The 16,689-nt window shown below is 70.7% G+C and carries 15 protein-coding genes; 10 read left to right on the top strand and 5 right to left on the bottom strand.

Going from position 1 to position 16,689, the window contains the following annotated elements:
- Positions 1–131: 131 nt before the first annotated feature.
- From ACWZJV_RS04920 to ACWZJV_RS04910, 3 genes are read left to right on the top strand one after another with little or no spacing between them, the layout of a single operon-like run.
- Positions 132–938: a Nif3-like dinuclear metal center hexameric protein gene (locus ACWZJV_RS04920; protein ID WP_457180414.1), complete on the top strand. Its 807-nt coding sequence runs from the start codon at positions 132–134 to the stop codon at positions 936–938.
- A gap of 42 nt (positions 939–980) precedes the next feature.
- Positions 981–1,697, top strand: coding sequence for a zinc ribbon domain-containing protein (locus tag ACWZJV_RS04915; protein ID WP_008358069.1), 717 nt, complete (start codon positions 981–983; stop codon positions 1,695–1,697).
- Positions 1,694–2,380, top strand: coding sequence for a histidine phosphatase family protein (locus ACWZJV_RS04910; protein WP_050800669.1), 687 nt, complete (start codon positions 1,694–1,696; stop codon positions 2,378–2,380). The genes ACWZJV_RS04915 and ACWZJV_RS04910 overlap by 4 nt, the downstream gene beginning before the upstream one ends.
- A 94-nt stretch (positions 2,381–2,474) precedes the next feature.
- On the opposite strand, the gene ACWZJV_RS04905 is transcribed toward ACWZJV_RS04910, so the two are convergent.
- Both ACWZJV_RS04905 and yaaA read right to left on the bottom strand, forming a co-directional pair.
- The gene (locus ACWZJV_RS04905) at positions 2,475–2,765 is read right to left on the bottom strand and encodes a GIY-YIG nuclease family protein (RefSeq protein WP_457180413.1); all 291 of its coding nucleotides are present in this window, start codon (positions 2,763–2,765) and stop codon (positions 2,475–2,477) included.
- A 99-nt stretch (positions 2,766–2,864) separates the two neighbouring features.
- Positions 2,865–3,656, bottom strand: coding sequence for a peroxide stress protein YaaA (gene yaaA, locus ACWZJV_RS04900; protein ID WP_457180412.1), 792 nt, complete (start codon positions 3,654–3,656; stop codon positions 2,865–2,867).
- 103 nt (positions 3,657–3,759) lie between these two features.
- On the opposite strand from yaaA, the gene ACWZJV_RS04895 reads away from it, so the two are divergent.
- Entirely contained in the window at positions 3,760–4,083 is a 324-nt protein-coding gene (locus ACWZJV_RS04895; RefSeq protein WP_457180411.1) for a hypothetical protein, read from the top strand.
- 17 nt (positions 4,084–4,100) lie between these two features.
- Positions 4,101–5,564: an RNB domain-containing ribonuclease gene (locus ACWZJV_RS04890; RefSeq protein ID WP_457180410.1), complete on the top strand. Its 1,464-nt coding sequence runs from the start codon at positions 4,101–4,103 to the stop codon at positions 5,562–5,564.
- Positions 5,565–5,608: 44 nt separating this feature from the next.
- Here the strand turns inward: ACWZJV_RS04890 and ACWZJV_RS04885 are convergent, their stop codons facing one another.
- Positions 5,609–6,541 (bottom strand): TauD/TfdA dioxygenase family protein, encoded by a 933-nt coding sequence (locus tag ACWZJV_RS04885; protein WP_457180409.1) that lies wholly within the window; start codon positions 6,539–6,541, stop codon positions 5,609–5,611.
- 139 nt (positions 6,542–6,680) lie between these two features.
- On the opposite strand from ACWZJV_RS04885, the gene ACWZJV_RS04880 reads away from it, so the two are divergent.
- From ACWZJV_RS04880 to ACWZJV_RS04870, 3 genes are all read left to right on the top strand, one after another.
- On the top strand, positions 6,681–7,961 hold the full coding sequence (locus ACWZJV_RS04880; protein ID WP_008358057.1) for a hydroxyacid-oxoacid transhydrogenase: 1,281 nt from the start codon (positions 6,681–6,683) through the stop codon (positions 7,959–7,961).
- 85 nt (positions 7,962–8,046) lie between these two features.
- On the top strand, positions 8,047–9,258 hold the full coding sequence (locus ACWZJV_RS04875; protein ID WP_008358056.1) for a multidrug effflux MFS transporter: 1,212 nt from the start codon (positions 8,047–8,049) through the stop codon (positions 9,256–9,258).
- Positions 9,259–9,374: 116 nt separating this feature from the next.
- Positions 9,375–12,086, top strand: a complete 2,712-nt coding sequence (locus tag ACWZJV_RS04870) for a DEAD/DEAH box helicase (protein WP_457180408.1) — start codon at positions 9,375–9,377, stop codon at positions 12,084–12,086.
- 126 nt (positions 12,087–12,212) lie between these two features.
- On the opposite strand, the gene ACWZJV_RS04865 is transcribed toward ACWZJV_RS04870, so the two are convergent.
- On the bottom strand, positions 12,213–12,962 hold the full coding sequence (locus ACWZJV_RS04865) for an SGNH/GDSL hydrolase family protein (RefSeq protein ID WP_457180407.1): 750 nt from the start codon (positions 12,960–12,962) through the stop codon (positions 12,213–12,215).
- A 144-nt stretch (positions 12,963–13,106) separates the two neighbouring features.
- Here ACWZJV_RS04865 and ACWZJV_RS04860 point away from each other — a divergent pair, with 144 nt between their 5' ends.
- Both ACWZJV_RS04860 and ACWZJV_RS04855 read left to right on the top strand, forming a co-directional pair.
- Entirely contained in the window at positions 13,107–14,327 is a 1,221-nt protein-coding gene (locus ACWZJV_RS04860) for a sensor histidine kinase (RefSeq protein ID WP_457180406.1), read from the top strand.
- Complete coding sequence (locus ACWZJV_RS04855; RefSeq protein ID WP_457180405.1) at positions 14,324–15,004, top strand: response regulator; 681 nt, start codon at positions 14,324–14,326, stop codon at positions 15,002–15,004. The genes ACWZJV_RS04860 and ACWZJV_RS04855 overlap by 4 nt, the downstream gene beginning before the upstream one ends.
- A gap of 373 nt (positions 15,005–15,377) precedes the next feature.
- Here ACWZJV_RS04855 and ACWZJV_RS04850 read toward each other — a convergent pair whose 3' ends face one another.
- A complete protein-coding gene (locus ACWZJV_RS04850) occupies positions 15,378–16,640 on the bottom strand; it encodes a DUF222 domain-containing protein (RefSeq protein WP_457180404.1) in 1,263 nt (420 codons plus the stop codon).
- Positions 16,641–16,689: the final 49 nt, after the last annotated feature.

Below are 16,689 nucleotides of genomic sequence, written 5' to 3'. Positions count from 1 at the left end.
TTAGCGCTGCATTCCACCACAAGATCCGGGGAAAAGTACGGAATCGGTTGTAAAAGAACGGTTACGAACTGGATTCCGTGCCGGGTGTCGCCGCTGGCTGTGGCCCCGGTGGCGGGATCTAGGGTTACACCATGCCGATCCCGCCCACCCCGCCGACACTGGCTGCCGTCATCTCGCTGCTGGACGACTGGTATCCGCCCGCCACCGCCGACGACTGGGATGCTGTCGGGCTGGTCTGGGGCGAGCCCTCGCAGCCGGTCTCGAAGGTGCTCCTCGCCGTCGACCCGACCCTCCCGGTCGCCGAGGAGGCGGCCGCCTGGGGTGCGGACCTGGTCGTCGTCCATCATCCGCTCTTCCTGAAGGGCGTGCACGGGTTCGCGCCGACGACCCCCAAAGGGCGTACGCTCTCGACGCTCGTCTCCGCGCGGTGCGCCCTGCTGACCGCGCACACCAACGCCGACCAGGCGCTCGGCGGGGTCTCGGAGTCGCTGGCGCTCGCCCTCGGGCTGAGCTCGCTGCGGCCGCTGGTGCCGGGGGTCACCGACGACGTCGGCACCGGACGCGCCGGGACGGTGGAGCCGACGACGCTGGGTGCCTTCGCCGAGTCGGTGGCCGCGGCGCTGCCCGCGACGGCGGCCGGGATCCGGGTCGCCGGAGACCTCGACCGGCCGGTCTCGTCGGTGGCGCTGTGCGGTGGCGCGGGTGACTTCCTGCTCGACCAGGTGGCTGCGTACGACGTCTATGTGACCAGCGATCTGCGCCACCATCCGGCCTCGGAGTTCTGTGAGAAGGGTGGTGCGCTGATCGACATCCCGCACTGGGCCGCCGAGTGGACCTGGTTGCCTGTGCTGGCGAGGCGACTTCGGGAGGCATTCGGGGATACGGTGGACACCCGGGTCTCGGAGATCGTCACCGACCCGTGGACTTTGCGATTGTGAATAGCTGAGGAGAATCCGCTGAAAGCCGACCCGTTCGCCCAGGTGAAGCTGCTCGACGTCTGTGAGCTGGACTCGCGTGCGCTCCAGCTGCGCCACCGCCGTGCGCATCTGCCGCAGGCCGCCGTCGTGGCGGAGCTGCAGGCATCGAAGAAGACCACCGACGATGCCGTACGCGACGCCCGGGTCACCCGCGACGACCTCGAGCGGGTGCAGAAGAAGGCCGACGCCGATGTCGAGGCGGTCAAGACCCGCCGCCGGCGCGACCAGGAGCGGATGGACTCCGGGGCGATCAGCAGCGCCAAGGACCTCGAGCGCATGCAGCACGAGCTGGCCACCCTCGACCGCCGGATCTCGGTGCTCGAGGACGAGGAGCTCGAGGTGATGGAGCAGCTCGAGGAGGCTCAGGCGAACGTGACCCGGCTCGAGGCCGAGCTCGCCGAGATCACCGAGAAGCTGGCGGTCGCGGTCGACTCCGTCAACGTCGAGACCTCGAAGATCGACACCGAGCTCGCCGCGGTCGCCGAGGAGCGTACGCCGGCGCTCGAGGGCATCCCCGACGACCTGCTCGCCCTCTACTCGCGGCTGAGCGAGAAGATGGGCGTCGGCGCCGCCGAGCTGCGTGCCCGCCGCTGCGGCGGCTGCAACCTCCAGCTCGACCCGGCCGAGATCTCCCGCATCCGCGGCCTCGCCGCCGATGAGGTCGTGCGCTGCGAGGAGTGCTCCCGCATCCTGGTCCGCACCGCCGAGTCCGGCCTGTGAGCGAGAAGCCCGCTCGCGGCTGGGGAGCCGGCGCGGAGGCGACCACGCTCGTCCTGGTGCGCCACGGGGTCACCAAGCACACCTCGTCCAAGGCCTTCTCCGGAGGGCTCGGCGGCGACAACCCGCCGCTGACCCAGGAGGGCCGCGAGCAGGTGCTGCTGACCGCGGAGTGGCTCAAGCCGCTCGCCCCCGCCGTCGACGCCGTCGTGACCTCGCCGGTCCTGCGGGCCGCTGAGACCGGTGAGATCCTCGCCGGCACGCTCGGCGCCCGGCTGGTCGAGGAGCCCGGGTTCGCGGAGATCGAGTTCGGCAAGTGGGAGGGGCTCACCTTCGCCGAGGTCGCCCAGCAGTACCCCGAGGAGATGAAGACCTGGATGGGGGCGACCGAGGTCGCGCCGCCGGGCGGCGAGTCGTTCGACGCCGCGCAGGTCCGGGTGCTCGACGGGCTCTCCCGCGTCCTCGAGGAGCACGCCGGCCAGACCGTCGTGATCACCTCGCACGTCTCGCCGATCAAGCTGATCGTCGCCCACGCGCTCGGCACCCCGATCGGCGGCGTCTTCAACATGGAGCTCTCGCCCGCCTCGGTGACCGTGGTGGCCTTCTACTCCGACGGCCGCGCCTCCATGCGCCTCTTCAACGGCCTCCCGGTCGCCCGCGACCCCTTCGCCACCGGCACCTTCTGACCGACGGAGGCCGAGTCGGCTCGACCGGCGGCGGCCCCGCTGGTCGAGCCGCCGGAGCCGCTAGGCGGAGGCGTGTCGAGACCAACACAGTCGTCTACGGCGACCGTTTGCCACGACGGCGAGCAAGGTCGTGGAGTCGGCCGAAGTCCCCGGCTATCAGGGCCTCGCGCTTAGCTCGGCTCCACCCTTGGACCTGTTTCTCACGTTCATAGGCGCCGAAGATCGTCCGATGCTCTTCGGCATACGCCAGCGTCACCGGCAGGCGTCGAACGGTGAACTCGGCTCCGAGGCCGGCGTTGTGCTCGGCAACGCGTCGCTCTAGGTCGTAGGTGCTTCCGACGTAGAGCATGTGATCGCGGCAGCGGAGAATGTACATGTAGGGCATGACCCCGATTCTGGGTGTGACCACCGACAGTTTCGCGTTGACGGCTGTGTTGGTCTCGACACGCTCGCTGGCGCTCGCGGCTCGACCAGCGGTGGCGATTCAGATCTCAGCGACGACGATGTCGAGCTGGGTGCCCTTCTTCGTCGGAGCGCCTTGCTCGACGGTCCAGCCGAGGTCGCGGAAGGCTTCGGCGAGCTTGGCGGGGGTGCGGGGGTTGGCGCCGGACTCGAGGAGGGCGCGGACGAGGCGGCCCTTGGTGGCCTTGTTGAAGTGGCTGACCACCTTGCGCTGGCCGTTGTGCTCGTGGAGGACGCGGACGGTGGCGGTGCGGGCAGGCACTGTGCTCGACCCTTCGGCGTCGGGGCGCCAGAACGCGGCGTACGTCCCGGACCGGAGGTCCACGAGCAGACCGTCGCCGAGGGCATCGGTCATGCCGGCGCCGAGGTGGACGCGCCAGTGGGACTGGATGCCGCCGATGCCGGGGAGGGTGGTGTCCCCCGAGAGCCGGTACGCAGGGATCCGGTCGGCCACGCCGACGAGGCCGAACACGGAGCTGGTCACCATGACCCGGCTGGTCGCGCGGCGCTTCGCGGCCGGTGACAGGGTCGCGAAGGAGAGGGCGTCGTAGAGGACGCCGGTGTAGATCCGGTCGGCGCGGGCGGTGGGCGCCTCGAACAGCCCGGCGTTCAACGTGACCAGCTCGGGCTGGGTCTTCGGGATGCCGAGGATCTCGACGGCGGCCTCGGGGCGGGTGGCGCACAGCTCGACCAGCGCGTCGATGACCTTGGCGCGCGCCGGGTTGAGCACCGGGAGGCTCAGGTCGTCGAGCGTGAGCGGGTTGCCGCGTACGGCCGCGGTCTTGCCCTCCGAGGGCGGCAGCAGGATCAGCACGGTGACTATGGTGCCGTCCGGGACCAGGATGGCCGAATCGAGGATTGGGTATCTTTCAAAGCGCCTGTGACCTGCGAGAACGCGGCGTGACTACAGTCCAGAGATGATCGCCCTGGCCGCCGAACCCGCGTCCGAGACAAACCTCGGCGGCCTCCTTCTCGTGATCGTCATCATCGGGGTGTTCTGGATGATCCAGGACGTCTCGAAGAAGGCCCGGGCACGCTCGGAGCACCTCAGGGCGAAGCGGTCGCTGACCTCCTCCCAGCGCAAGGCGCTGGCCCGGATCAACAGGTCGGCGAAGGCGCACAACGGGTCCAAGAAGGACCTGTGGGAACAGTTCGCCGCCTTCAAGGGCAACCCGAAGGCCTTCGGCAAGGAGGCCGCCTCGCTGTACAAGACCTACAAGGCGAAGTCGAAGAAGAAGTAGCCACTAGAGTTCCGGCCATGGGCTCCGCACGCATCATCCGGGTGGCCAGTGCCGACAACGGTGTCGCCGCCACCACGCTCCGCGACGGGATCGCCGCGCTCCAGGCCGAGCTGGGGGTGACCCCCGAGTTCCCGCCGGAGGTGGAGGAGGCGGCGGCCGCCGCGGCGGGCAACCCGAGGCTCCCCGAGCTGGACCGCACCGACCTGCCGTTCGTGACCATCGACCCCGAGACGTCGATGGACCTCGACCAGGCGCTCCACCTGGAGCGCGACGGCGAGGGATACGTGGTGCACTACGCGATCGCGGACGTGGCCGCCTTCGTGTCGCCCGGCGACCCGGTCGACATCGAGGCCAACAAGCGCGGCGAGTCGCTCTACGCCGCCGATGCGAAGATCCCGCTCCACCCCAAGGTGCTCTCCGAGGATGCCGCCTCGCTGCTTCCCGACCAGGTGCGACCGGCGCTGCTGTGGACCCACAAGCTCGATGCCACCGGCGAGGGGATCGACACCTTCGTCGAGCGCGCGCTGGTGAGGTCGCGGGCGAAGCTGTCCTACGACGGCGTGCAGAAGATGTTCGACGGCGAGGGCTTCGGCGACACCGACTATGCCGGGTCGCTCGAGCTGCTCAAGGAGATCGGTGAGAAGCGGATCGCCCTCGAGGCGGCCCGCGGCGGGGTGAACCTCCCGCTGCGCGACCAGGAGATCTCGGTCGTGGGCGAGCACTGGTCGCTCGAGTACCGCGACCTGCTGCCGGTCGAGAACTGGAACGCCCAGATCTCGCTGCTCACCGGCTTCGCCGCCGCGGACCTGATGGTCTATGCCCGCGTGGGGCTCCTCAGGACCCTCCCCGACCCCGACCCGCGAGACGTCCAGCGGCTGCACCGCACCGCCCGGGCGCTCGGGCTGGAGTGGCCCGCGGAGATGCTCTACCCCGACTTCATCCGCTCCCTGGACGGCAAGAACGGCAAGCACGCCGCGATGGCGATCGCCTGCACCCGGCTGCTGCGCGGGAGCGGGTACGCCTCGTTCAACGGTGAGCTCCCCGAGCTGACCGAGCACTCGGCGCTGGCCAACGAATACATGCACGTCACCGCTCCGCTGCGCCGGTTGATCGACCGCTACGCCGGCGAGGTCTGCCTGGCGCTGTGCGCCGACCAGCCCGTCCCCGACTGGGTGACCAGCGCGTTCACCACGCTCCCCGAGACGATGCGGGCCTCGTCCCGCACCAGCGGCGCCTACGAGCGCGGCGTGGTCGACCTCGTCGAGGCCGGGCTGCTGTCCACGCGGATCGGGGAGACGTTCGACGCGGTCGTCGTCGAGGTCGACGACGAGGACAAGCGGAAGGGCGCGATCACCGTCGAGGAGCCCGCCATTGAGGCCGGCGTCACCAGTGCGTCGGCCCTCCCGCTGGGCGAGGAGGTCCAAGTGCGGTTGGAGACGGCCGACGTCGTCGCCCGGAAGGTCGCCTTCACCATCGCCTGAACCGGCGGCCGGCCGCCCCGCGGGGGTCGGGGCGGCCGTACGCCTCAGGAGATCAGCTCGTCGAGGCGGTTGTAGACCTCGGCGGAGCCCTCGATGACCCGGCTGTGCGCGCCGCCGATGGAGACGGGTACGTCACCCTGCACGGTGATGCGCCGCACCTCGCGCGGCAGCTCGTCGAAGTCGGCGACGGCGTAGTGCTGGGTGGCGCGGTTGTCCCAGATCGCGACGTCACCCTGCTGCCAGTGCCAGCGGACGGTGTTCTCCAGGGCGGTCACCCGGTCCTGGAGCAGGTTGAAGAGGGTGGCGCTCTCCTTCTGGTTCAGGCCGGTGAAGTGCTTGACGAAGTGACCCAGCACGAGCGCGCGCTCGCCGGTCTCCGGGTGGATCCGGACCGCCGGGTGCTCGGTCCGGTAGATCGTGGAGACGAACTCCTCGCGCTTGCGCGCGGCCACGTCGTCGGTGGACTCGGCCTCGTCGGGGCGTACGTAGTCGTAGTCGTTGGAGTGGACCGCCCACAGGTCGTCGACCAGAGCCTTGAGCTGCGGGTGGAGCCTCTCGTAGGCGGTGACGGTGTTGGCCCAGACGGTGTTGCCGCCGTACTCGGGGATCTCGGCGCCGCGCAGGATCGAGAACGCCGGCGGCCGGTCGACGAAGGTGACGTCGGTGTGCCAGGAGTTGGCGGCCATGCCGCGGTTGGCCTTCAGGGTCAGGACCCGGGCGCTGCCGGTGTTGACGGTCGGGTGGGCGGTCGTCAGCGGGCCGAGGCGCTCGCCGAACGCGATCTGCGTGCGGTCGTCGAGATGGTCCTGGCCGCGAAAGAAGACGACTTTGTGCTTCAGGATCGCGGCCCGGATCTCGGCGATCGTCTCGGCGGGCAGGTCGCCGGAGAGGGTCACGCCGTCGATGCGGGCGCCGATCCGCCCGCCGACCTTGTGGACGGTCAGCTCGTTGACGGGGGATGCTTCGGTGATGGTCATGCGTGGTCTCCTCTGACGGCGTCGGCTTGATCTGAATAAAGTCTAGTGAAATACATGACTTAAGACCACGGGTGTCTCACGAGACGTTTGGGCACTGCGCACAATGATGCGCATGGGGGTCGGTCGATATCGTGCGCTCATGACGCACGCAACGCCCGAGACCGTGTTCACCTATGGCTCCCCGCAGCTCAAGTTCGGCACCGGCGCATCGGCCGAGATCGGCTACGACCTGGCGTCGCTGGGCGCCCGCCGCGCCCTCGTGGTGACCGATCCCGGCATCTCCGCGACGGGGCTGCCGCAGCGGGTGGCCGAGCAGATGAAGACGTACGACGTCGAGGCCGTCGTCTTCGACGGCGTCCATGTCGAGCCGACCGACGAGAGCATGCGGGCCGCGGTGGAGTTCGCCCGCGAGAACGGGCCGTTCGACGCGATCGTGGCGGTCGGCGGCGGGTCGAGCATCGACACCGCCAAGGCGGTCAACCTGCTGACCACCAACGACGGCGACCTGATGGACTACCTCAACGCGCCGGTGGGTCGCGGGCTCGCGCCGGCCAAGCCGTTGCTGCCGCTGGTCGCGGTGCCGACGACCACCGGCACCGGGGCGGAGTCGACGACCGTGTGCGTCCTCGACGTGCTGTCGCTGAAGGTGAAGACCGGGATCTCGCACGCACGCCTGCGGCCCACCCTGGCCGTCGTCGACCCGGACCTGATGATGACCCAGCCGGCCGGGGTCACGGCGGCCGCCGGGATGGACATCCTGTGTCATGCACTGGAAAGTCTCACTGCCCGCCCCTACACCTCCTATGAGCGCAAAGAGCCGTCGCAGCGGGTGCCGTACTGTGGCGCCAACCCCATCGCGAACGTGTGGTCGGAGAAGGCCATCTCGCTGTTGGCGACGTCGTTCCGGTCGGCCGTCGCGAACGGTGAGGACACGATCGCCCGGGGCGAGATGGCGCTGGCGGCAACCTTTGCGGGCCTGGGATTCGGCAACGCGGGGGTCCACATTCCCCACGCGAACGCCTACCCGATCGCCGGCCGCGTGCGGGACTTCCACCCGAAGGACTACCCAGGGGCCGAGCCGATGGTCCCGCACGGCATGGCGGTGGCGCTGACCGCTCCGGAAGCATTCCGCTACACCTTCGATGCGAATCCCGGCCTCCATCTGCACGCGGCGCATCTGCTGGCTCCTGATGTGCTCGGTTCCGGGCCGGAACGGGATCGTCTGCCCCAGGTGCTGACCGACCTGATGCGCGACATCGGGATCCCGGCGGGGATCGGTGAGGTCGGCTACGTCGCCGCTGACATCCCCGACCTGGTCGAGGGAGCACTCAAGCAGCAGCGGCTGCTCGCCACCGCACCGAAGCAGCCGTCGGCCGAGGACCTGACCGGGATCTTCGAGAGGTCGATCACGCTCTGGTGAGGAATGTCCGGCGGGGCTACGACGTTCGGTTGGTTGTCTTCTTCAACTGTCTTTCCCCGACCAGACTCTTCCGGAGGTTCCCTCGGTGACGTCAGTCCCGCCGCGGCTCTTGCTCGCACTCGCCCTGCTCTCGGCATCCGCGCCGCTTGCGATCGACTTCTACCTACCCTCCTTCCCGCAGATCGGCTCCGATCTCGGCGCCGCGGCGAGCAACGTGCAGCTGACCCTCACCGCCTTCCTGATCGGGCTCGCGCTCGGCCAGATCGCCTGGGGCCCGATCTCTGACCGGTTCGGGCGCCTCAAGCCCCTGCTGATCGGCTCGGTCGTGGCCGCGCTCGCCGGTGTGCTGGCCGCGCTGGCGCCGACCGTCGAGCTGCTGATCGCGGCCCGCTTCGTCCAGGCGCTCGCCGCCGCGGCGGGCATCGTGATGGCACGGGCAATCGTGGCCGACGTACTCCACGGCTTCGCCGCCGCCCGCGCGATGTCGATCATGATGTCGATCAGCGGGATCGCGCCGATCCTGGCCCCGGTGATCGGCGGCGCCCTCGCCGGGTTCGTGCCCTGGCGCGGGGTGCTCGGGATCGTCGCCGCGATCGCCGTGCTGCAGGTCGTCGTCGTGCTCCTGGTGATCCGGGAGAGCCTGCCGGCCGAGCGGCGGAGCAGCCGGGTCGAGTACGCCGACCTCGGCCGCCTCCTCGCCAAGCCCGCCTTCCTCGGCTACACGCTGACCCAGTCGCTCACGTTCGCCACCCTGATGACGTACGTCTCCTCCTCCTCGTTCCTCTACCAGTCGGTGATCGGCACCTCGGCGGCCGTGTACGGCATCGGGTTCGCGGTCAACGCCGCCTTCCTCACCGTCGCCGGGCTGGTCTCGGCGCGGCTGGCCAAGCGGCAGGTGCACCCGGCCCGGATCATCCGCTCGGCACAGCCGGTGATGGCCCTGGCGGCGTTGTCCGTGCTGGTCGTCGCGCTGCTGCCGGTGCCGAAGGTACTCATCCTGCTGCCGATCGTGGTCGTCACCACCTCCGTAGGCCTGATCATGGGCAACACCGGCGCCTTGGCCATCGAGCAGGCCCGGCCCTCGGTCGGCGCCGGCTCGGCGCTGATGGGCGGGATCATGTTCCTCGGCGGTGGCCTCGCCTCGCCGCTCGGTGCCGTCGCCGGCGAGCACACCGCGGTGCCGCTGGCGATCACCATGGTGGTCACCTCGGTCCTCGGCGCGGTCGCCTTCTCCCTCGCGCGGCGCTCGGTCGCCCGCAACCCGGAGTCGGAGGCGGCCTTCGCCACCGCGGCCTGACCTGCCGAGACGTCACCCCCGTCGGCCGAGTGGGCACGGTGGTGCCCACTCGGCCGACCGTGGGTGACGCTTCGCCCGACGTACGTGACGCCTCGGCGCTGACTACGCTTCGCGGGGTGGAGCTCCGTGTTCATCAGCAGCGTGCGCTGTCCGCGCTGGGCGCGGCCTGGGAGGCGGGGCGGTCGCGGGCGTGGGTGGTGCTTCCGCCGGGTGCGGGGAAGACCCTCGTCGGGCTGGAGACCGCGCGGGACGCGATCGACGACGGGGCGAAGGTCGTCGTGCTCAGCCCGAACACGGCGATCCAGGGACAGTGGCTGCGGCAGGCGGCCGCACTGGGCCTCTCGGCGTCGTCGTCGCGGGAGCTCACAGCTCCGCTGACGTCGCTGACCTACCAGTCGGTCGCGGTCTTCGGCGATCCCGACGACGAGGCGGAGACCGGGGAGAGCCACCTGGCCAGGCTGCACGACAACGGCCGAGCCCTGGTCGAAGCGCTGCGAAGCGCCGGGCCGCTGCTGCTCGTGCTGGACGAGTGCCACCACCTGCTCGAGGTCTGGGGCGAGCTGCTGGGCGAGATCCTCCAGCTGCTTCCGGACGCGCGGGTGCTGGGGCTGACCGCGACCCCGCCCGAGGCGCTGACCAAGGAGGAGTCCGCGCTGGTCGGGACGCTGTTCGGCGAGATCGTCTTCTCGACCTCGATCCCGGCGGTGGTGCGCGAGGGCGACCTGGCGCCGTTCGCCGACCTGGTGTGGCTGACCGCCCCGACGGCGGGGGAGCGGGAGTGGCTGCGGGGGAGCGCGGAGCGGTTCGAGGAGCTGCTCACCGCGCTGACCTCGGCCGATCTGGGCAGCGTGCCGTTCCTGACCTGGCTGGACCGGAGGTTCGTGGCGCGGTCGGAGGGCTCGCCGTCCTGGGCCGAGCTCGCGAAGGCCTCGCCCGACCTGACCACCGCCGCCCTACGAGCCCACCATCGCGGGCTGATCGCGCTGCCGGAGGGGGCGACGCCGACCGAGGCCCATCGTCGTGACCCGTCGGCCGAGGACTGGGTGGCGCTGATCGGCGACTGGGTGCGCGGACATCTGATGTCCTCCGAGGAGGCGGCGGACCAGGAGGCGCTGGCCGCTATCAAGCAGGCGCTGCCCGCGGTCGGCTACTCGCTGACCCGGCGCGGCATCCGGGCCGGCCGCTCACCGGTGGACCGGGTGCTGGCGCGCTCGGAGGCCAAGACCACAGCGACCGCGGCGATCGTCGACCACGAGCGGCTCGCGCACGGCGACTCGTTGCGGCTTCTCGTCGTCACCGACCACGAGCGGGCCTCGGCGACGCTGCCGGTCGATCTGCGCGGCGTGATCGCCGAGCAGTCCGGCTCGGCGCGGGCGGTGCTCGCGACCCTGTGCGGGTCCCACGACGACGTCCTCCTGGTCACCGGCGCCACCGTCGCCGGGCCGCCGGCGACCCTCGCCGCGCTGGTCGCGCACATCGCCGAGACCGACCCCGCGCTGGCCGCGGGCCTGGCGGTCGAGAAGGAGGAGGCGTACGCCACCCTCGTGGGGCGCTGGGGGAGCCGGCAGTGGGTCGCGCACGTCACCCGGTTCTTCGAGGCCGGCGGCTGCCGGGTGCTGGTCGGCACCCGCGGCCTGCTCGGGGAGGGCTGGGACGCCCGGTCGGTGACCGGGATCGTCGATCTCACCGCCGCCACGACCACGACGGCGGTCGTGCAGCTGCGCGGGCGGTCGCTGCGTACGGATCCCGGGCGGCCCGACAAGGTCGCCGTCAACTGGACCGTCGTCTGCGTCGAGGAGGAGCACCCGCGCGGCGACAACGACTGGAAGCGACTGGTCCGCAAGCACTCAGGCTTCTTCGGCGCCGACGAGGACGGCTCCGTCGTCGACGGCGTCGGCCACATCGACGAGTCCTTCTCCCCGTACGCCGCCCCGCCCGAGTCCGACTTCGACACCGTCAACGCCCGCATGGTCGCCCGTTCGGAGGACCGCGCGGCGATCCGGGAGCGGTGGCGGATCGGGGAGCCGTACGCCGATGTCGCCGGCCGCACCGTCAGGATCCGCCTGCGCCGGGCGGGTGCGCTGCGTGCGCCGGCCGGGGTCGTCCTCGCTCCCCGGCCACCCGGCTTCCGGCTGCTGGAGGGCCGTGTCCCGGAGTGGCGACTGCCGGCGAAGGCCGCCCTCGTGCCCGCAGTCCTGGCGAGCGTCGTGCTGGTCGCCGTCCTCGTCGCCGGCGGCGGGGGAGCGGCGGCGCTCGGTGGCGTGGCCGGTGCGCTGTGGATGCTGTGGGCCGGGTACGTCTACCGCGACGGCACCCGGATCGCCTCCCAGCTGCGCCGGCGACCGAGCGTGGGCGCCGTCGCCGCGGCGGTCGCCGACGGGCTGCACGAGACCGGCCAGACCTCGGCCGGCGCCGGCGGGCTGGAGATCGCGGTGGATTCCGACGGCAGCTACCGCGTCCACCTGGCGGGGGTGCCCGAGAAGGAGTCGGCGCTCTTCGCGGCCTCGCTCGAGGAGGCGCTGGCGCCGATCGCCGCGCCCCGCTACCTGGTCTCGCGGCCGGTCGTGGGCGACCTGGACCCCCTCGCGAGCCTTCGCCTGGGGGTCTCCGGAAGACACACCGCCGAGGCCGAGGCCTGGCACGCGGTCCCCACCGCCCTCGGCCGTCGCGCCGCCGACGCGAAGACGTTCCGCGCCGCCTGGGAGCGCTGGGTCGGCGGCTCCGGCCTGCTCTACACCGGCTCACCCGAGGGCGCCGGCCTCCTGGCCGCCCAGCGCGGCGCCGACCCCTTCGACGTCACCGCCGTGATCCGCCGCCACTGGTCCTGACCTCGCCCCCGCCGAGGCGTCGCTCCCGTCGGCCGAAAGGTCACCGGCGTCGGCCGAGTCGGCACAGCGCTGCCCGCTCGGCCGACGTACGTGACGCCTCGGCAGACGCCGTTGACGCCTCGGCCGTCAGTCGGCGATCGCGGTCCAGGTCGGGAACTTGGCGGTACGGCCGTCGCCGGAGGACCGGCCGGTGAGGCGGCGGTGGATCCACGGGCCGACGAACTCGCGGTAGTAGGCCAGACCCTTCTTGCCCGCAGCGGCCTCGAAGTCGAGGTCCCACCAGCCCTCGGGGACCTCGACGCCGAGCGAGTCGAGGACGCGGGCGGCGACGCGGTGGTGGCCACGGGCGTTCATGTGCAGGCGGTCCTCGCTCCAGAAGCGGCCGTCGGTGAGGGTGGTGTCGGGCCAGTTGTAGGCGCGCACGATGTCGTCACGGTGGGCGACCCGCTGCTCGACCAGGTCGACGAGCTCGTCGCCGCGGCGCTGGAAGACCTTGCCGAGCGGGAGGCGGGCCGACGGGTTCGCGCCGGAGAGCAGGATCAGGGTGATCCCGTTGGCGTCGCAGGCCTCGAGCACGGGCTGGAGGTAGTCGGCGATCGCGTTGGCGTCGGCCTTCGGGCGGAGCATGTCGTTGCCGCCGCCGTTGAAGGAGAGGTGGGTCGGCTTCAGCGCGAGCGCGGCGGGAAGCTGCTCCTCGACGATCGGGCGGATGAGGCGCCCGCGGATGGCGAGGTTGGCGTACTCCACCCGGGTCCCCGACGCCGCCCACCCCTGGGCGACCAGGTCGGCCCAGCCGCGTACGTGACCGTCCGGGGTCTCGTCGCCGACTCCCTCCGTGAACGAGTCACCGATCGCGACGTAGCGCACTGCCTCCACGAGTCCTCCAACCCCAGTCATCCAACCCAGTAACCCATGCCAGATCCATTGCCAGCCTCTGGATTCTAGTCCGCCCGGGGTCTGACCATGACATCCGTCCCCGGGCTGACGTCGCGGCCGCCTCGGCTCCTCTACGGTGGCCCTGTGGAGGAGTTGGTACGCCCCTGGCGGCTCGGCCCGCGTGGGCGATGGTGGTTCGACGTACTGCTCGCCGGCACCCTGTTCCTGATCATCCCGTTCTACGCGATCCAGGTCATGCTGAACGGTGGCGCCGCGAAGGACGTCGACAGCAGCAGCCACGTCGCCGATCTCGTGCTCGTGGTGGTCCAGCTCGTACCCCTGCTGTGGCGCCGCCGGCATCCGGTGATCGTCTACGCGATCGTGGCCGGCGCCTGCGGCCTGCAGGTGCTCCTCATCGACTATCCGCTGGTCTCGCAGGTCTCCTACCCGATCGCGGTCTACTCGGTGGCCCGCTACGCCAGCCCGCGCTGGGGACTGGCCGCGCTCGCGGTGGGCCTCTTCGGCTCCGTCCTCGGCACCCACGACTGGATGAGCTCCGTCGACACCACCTCCACCGAGCCGCAGGACGGCATCAACTGGAGCACGTACGTCCCGGTCGCGCTCTCGCTCGCCACCTTCCCGGTCGCCGCCTGGGCGCTGGGCGCCCTGGCCCGCACCAGAGCGGCGTACGTCGACTCCCTGATCCAGCGCAACGAGCAGCTGCGCCGCGAGGCCGAGCAGCGCGCCGAGCTCGGGGCGACCCAGGAGCGGGCCCGGATCGCGCGCGAGATGCACGACGTGGTGGCCCACGGGCTGAGCGTGATCGTGGTGCAGGCCGACGGCGCGCGCTACGCGGCCGAGCAGGATCCGACCCTGGCGCCCAAGGCGCTGGTGACCGTCGCCCAGACCGCGCGCGAGGCACTGACCGAGATGCGGCAGCTGCTCGGTCTGCTGCGCGACGGCGACGCCCTGACCCGCCCTCAGCCGCGGCTGGGCGACATCGCGACGCTCGTCGAGGAGACCCGGGCTGGTGGGATGGAGCTGACCGCGACCCTCCCCGAGCCCGGCCTCGCCGTGCCCGAAGGGATCGCGCTGACCGCCTTCCGGGTGGTGCAGGAGTCGCTCAGCAACGTACGCAAGCATGCCGGTCCGGGCGCCGCGGCCAAGGTCACCGTGACGGCCGGGAGCGGCAGCCTGGAGATCGAGGTCACCGACGACGGCCGGGGTGCCGCCGCCGATGCGCGCGAGTCCGGCGGTCTCGGCCTGGTCGGGATGGAGGAGCGGATCACCGCCCACGACGGAACGCTCGAGACCGGCCCGGCGGCGGGCGGCGGCTTCCGCGTCTACGCAAGGATGCCGCTATGACTGGCTCCACGACGATCCGTGTCCTTCTCGTCGATGACCAGGAGCTCGTGCGAGCCGGCTTCCGGATGCTCATCGACTCGCAGCCCGACCTCAGCGTCGTCGGCGAGGCCGGCGACGGCCAGGAGGCCGTCGCCGCGCTCGCCCACGGCGGCACCGAGGCGGACGTGGTCCTGATGGACGTACGCATGCCGCGCATGGACGGGGTCGAGGCGACCGGCCTGATCGCCGGCCGCGAGGACGCACCGAGGGTGATCGTGCTGACCACCTTCGACCTGGACGAGTACGCCTTCGCCGCGATCCGGGCGGGCGCCGCGGCGTTCCTGCTCAAGGACGCCCGCCCCGAGGACCTGCTCACTGCGATCCGCACCGTGCACGCCGGCGACTCGGTCGTCGCGCCCAGTACCACCCGGCGACTGCTGGAGCACTTCGCCGCTTCCGCGCCCTCGACCAGCACGCCCGCCGCTGCCGAGCAGCGGCTGGCGGTGCTGACCGAGCGCGAGCGCGAGGTGCTCACCCTGGTCGGCCGCGGCCTGTCCAACACCGAGATCGCCGAGACCTTCGTGGTCGCCGAGGCGACCGTGAAGACCCACGTCGGCCGGCTGCTGGCCAAGACCGGTTCTCGTGACCGCGTCCAGCTCGTGGTGCTGGCCTACGAGACCGGCCTCGTAGGCCGTTAGTCCCTTGGGCGAGCCGTTCAATTGGTCGGCTCCGTGTGGCTGGGGACTGCTCGTCGTTGCCGATTCGTTCTGACCGTTGTTCATGGGCTGGTGGCCGCCGACCCGTTACGGAGGGTGTTCTCGGCGGATCCCGGTGTCAAGGACGGCCTGCGGCCGCCGGCTTCGCCGGTCGCCTTCGGCGATCCTTGACACCGGGCTCCGCCGAGAATTTTGGCTGGCTATCGGGTCGGCGGCGGCAGTTTGGCGCAGCGAGACTTGGCTTCGGCACGGGCTTGGAGATCCGGCCAGTGCTCCGGGCAGGCAGACGCGTTTCCTCGGCTTTTACTAGACGATGACACCTTGTGAATCCTTCACAAGGGACCGTCATTGCGTTTCAGGTAGGCCGGGTGAACCGGATCTGCCCGTCCGGGAGTCGTTCGTATCCGTAGTTGGGGTCGTGGATCCGTCGGTGGTCACTGCCACACAACAGGACCATGTTGGCGAGGTCGGTTCTCCCACCTTCGGACCACGGTTGCAGGTGATGTGCTTCGGTCCAGGCGGCGGGGGCGTCGCAGTCTTCGGCTTGGCAGCCTTGATCTCGTAGACGCAGGGCTCGGTGTTGGATCGGATGCGCCAACCGGGTGGTGCGGCCCAGGTCGAGGATTTCGGAGTCGGTGCCGAGGACGACGGGGATGAGGTCGGCGTTGCAGGCCATCCTGCGGGCTTCGGCGGCGGTGATCTGGTCCCCGTCGAACCCGAGGGCGGCGGTGCCGAGGTCGGCACGGAGCTGATCGACGCTCATCGTGATGAACACCGTGGTTGCATGGCCACCGTGGCGGGGGAGCTGGTCGACGTCGTAGGTCTCGATCACCCGGGCGAAGGCCTGGCCGAGCAGCCGGTCGTAGGGCGCTTTGATGCCCTTGTCCTGAGCCGACAGCTTCCTCGGCTGGGCCAGCGAGTCCAGGATCGTACGCAACCGCATCCCGACGGCTCGGGAGACCCGGGCGTGGATGTCGATGGTGCCGTCGCCGTTGTCACGGGCCTGGAAGATGGTGCGCCGCTGGGCGTGTTCCTCCTCGCGGTGGAGGACTTTGGCCTCAGCCTGCTCGAACCGTGCTGGGTCGATCTCGGCGAGGATCCGTTTCCCGACGATCGCCAACTCGTTCGCAGTCAACCGGCTGGCGTAGTCCACCAGGAGCTTCTCCGCGAGGACCAGGTCCTCGGCACTGGCAGCGGGGTCGGCCTCGATCGCGTCGAGGGCCTTCGTGATCACCCGGGCCTTGTCCTGGGACACCACACCTTCGGCCAGACCAGCAGCGACCAGGTCGTACTTCGCGACACTGGCCGCGAGTTTGATCTGGGACCGGGCCACAGCTTTGTCGACCAGCAGTTCGGTCTGCAGCCACCCGGAGGCGTCCTTGGCACCGGTCTCCTCGGCGATATCACCAGCCGAGGCGAGCACGCGTAGCTTCAACGCGGCCTGCTGGGCCTGGAGTTTCTCCAGCCGCTCGAGGAGGTCTTTCTTCTGTCCGGTGCGCCAGTAGACAGGGTCACTGGCCAGCAGGTCGTGAAGGGAGGACTCGATGGCACTCAGCGCAGCGTCGATCGCATCACCGGGGTTGGTGCCCCAGGGGTCGATCTCGTGGCCGAGACTCATCACTGTCCTCCCTTCAGAGGTGTGCTGTGATGGGTCTGATTCTACTCCT

It is taken from the genome of Nocardioides sp. WG-D5, assembly GCF_054031175.1.
The sequence above is the reverse complement of the archived record's forward strand: the minus strand, read 5'-3'. Positions and strand labels throughout refer to the sequence as shown.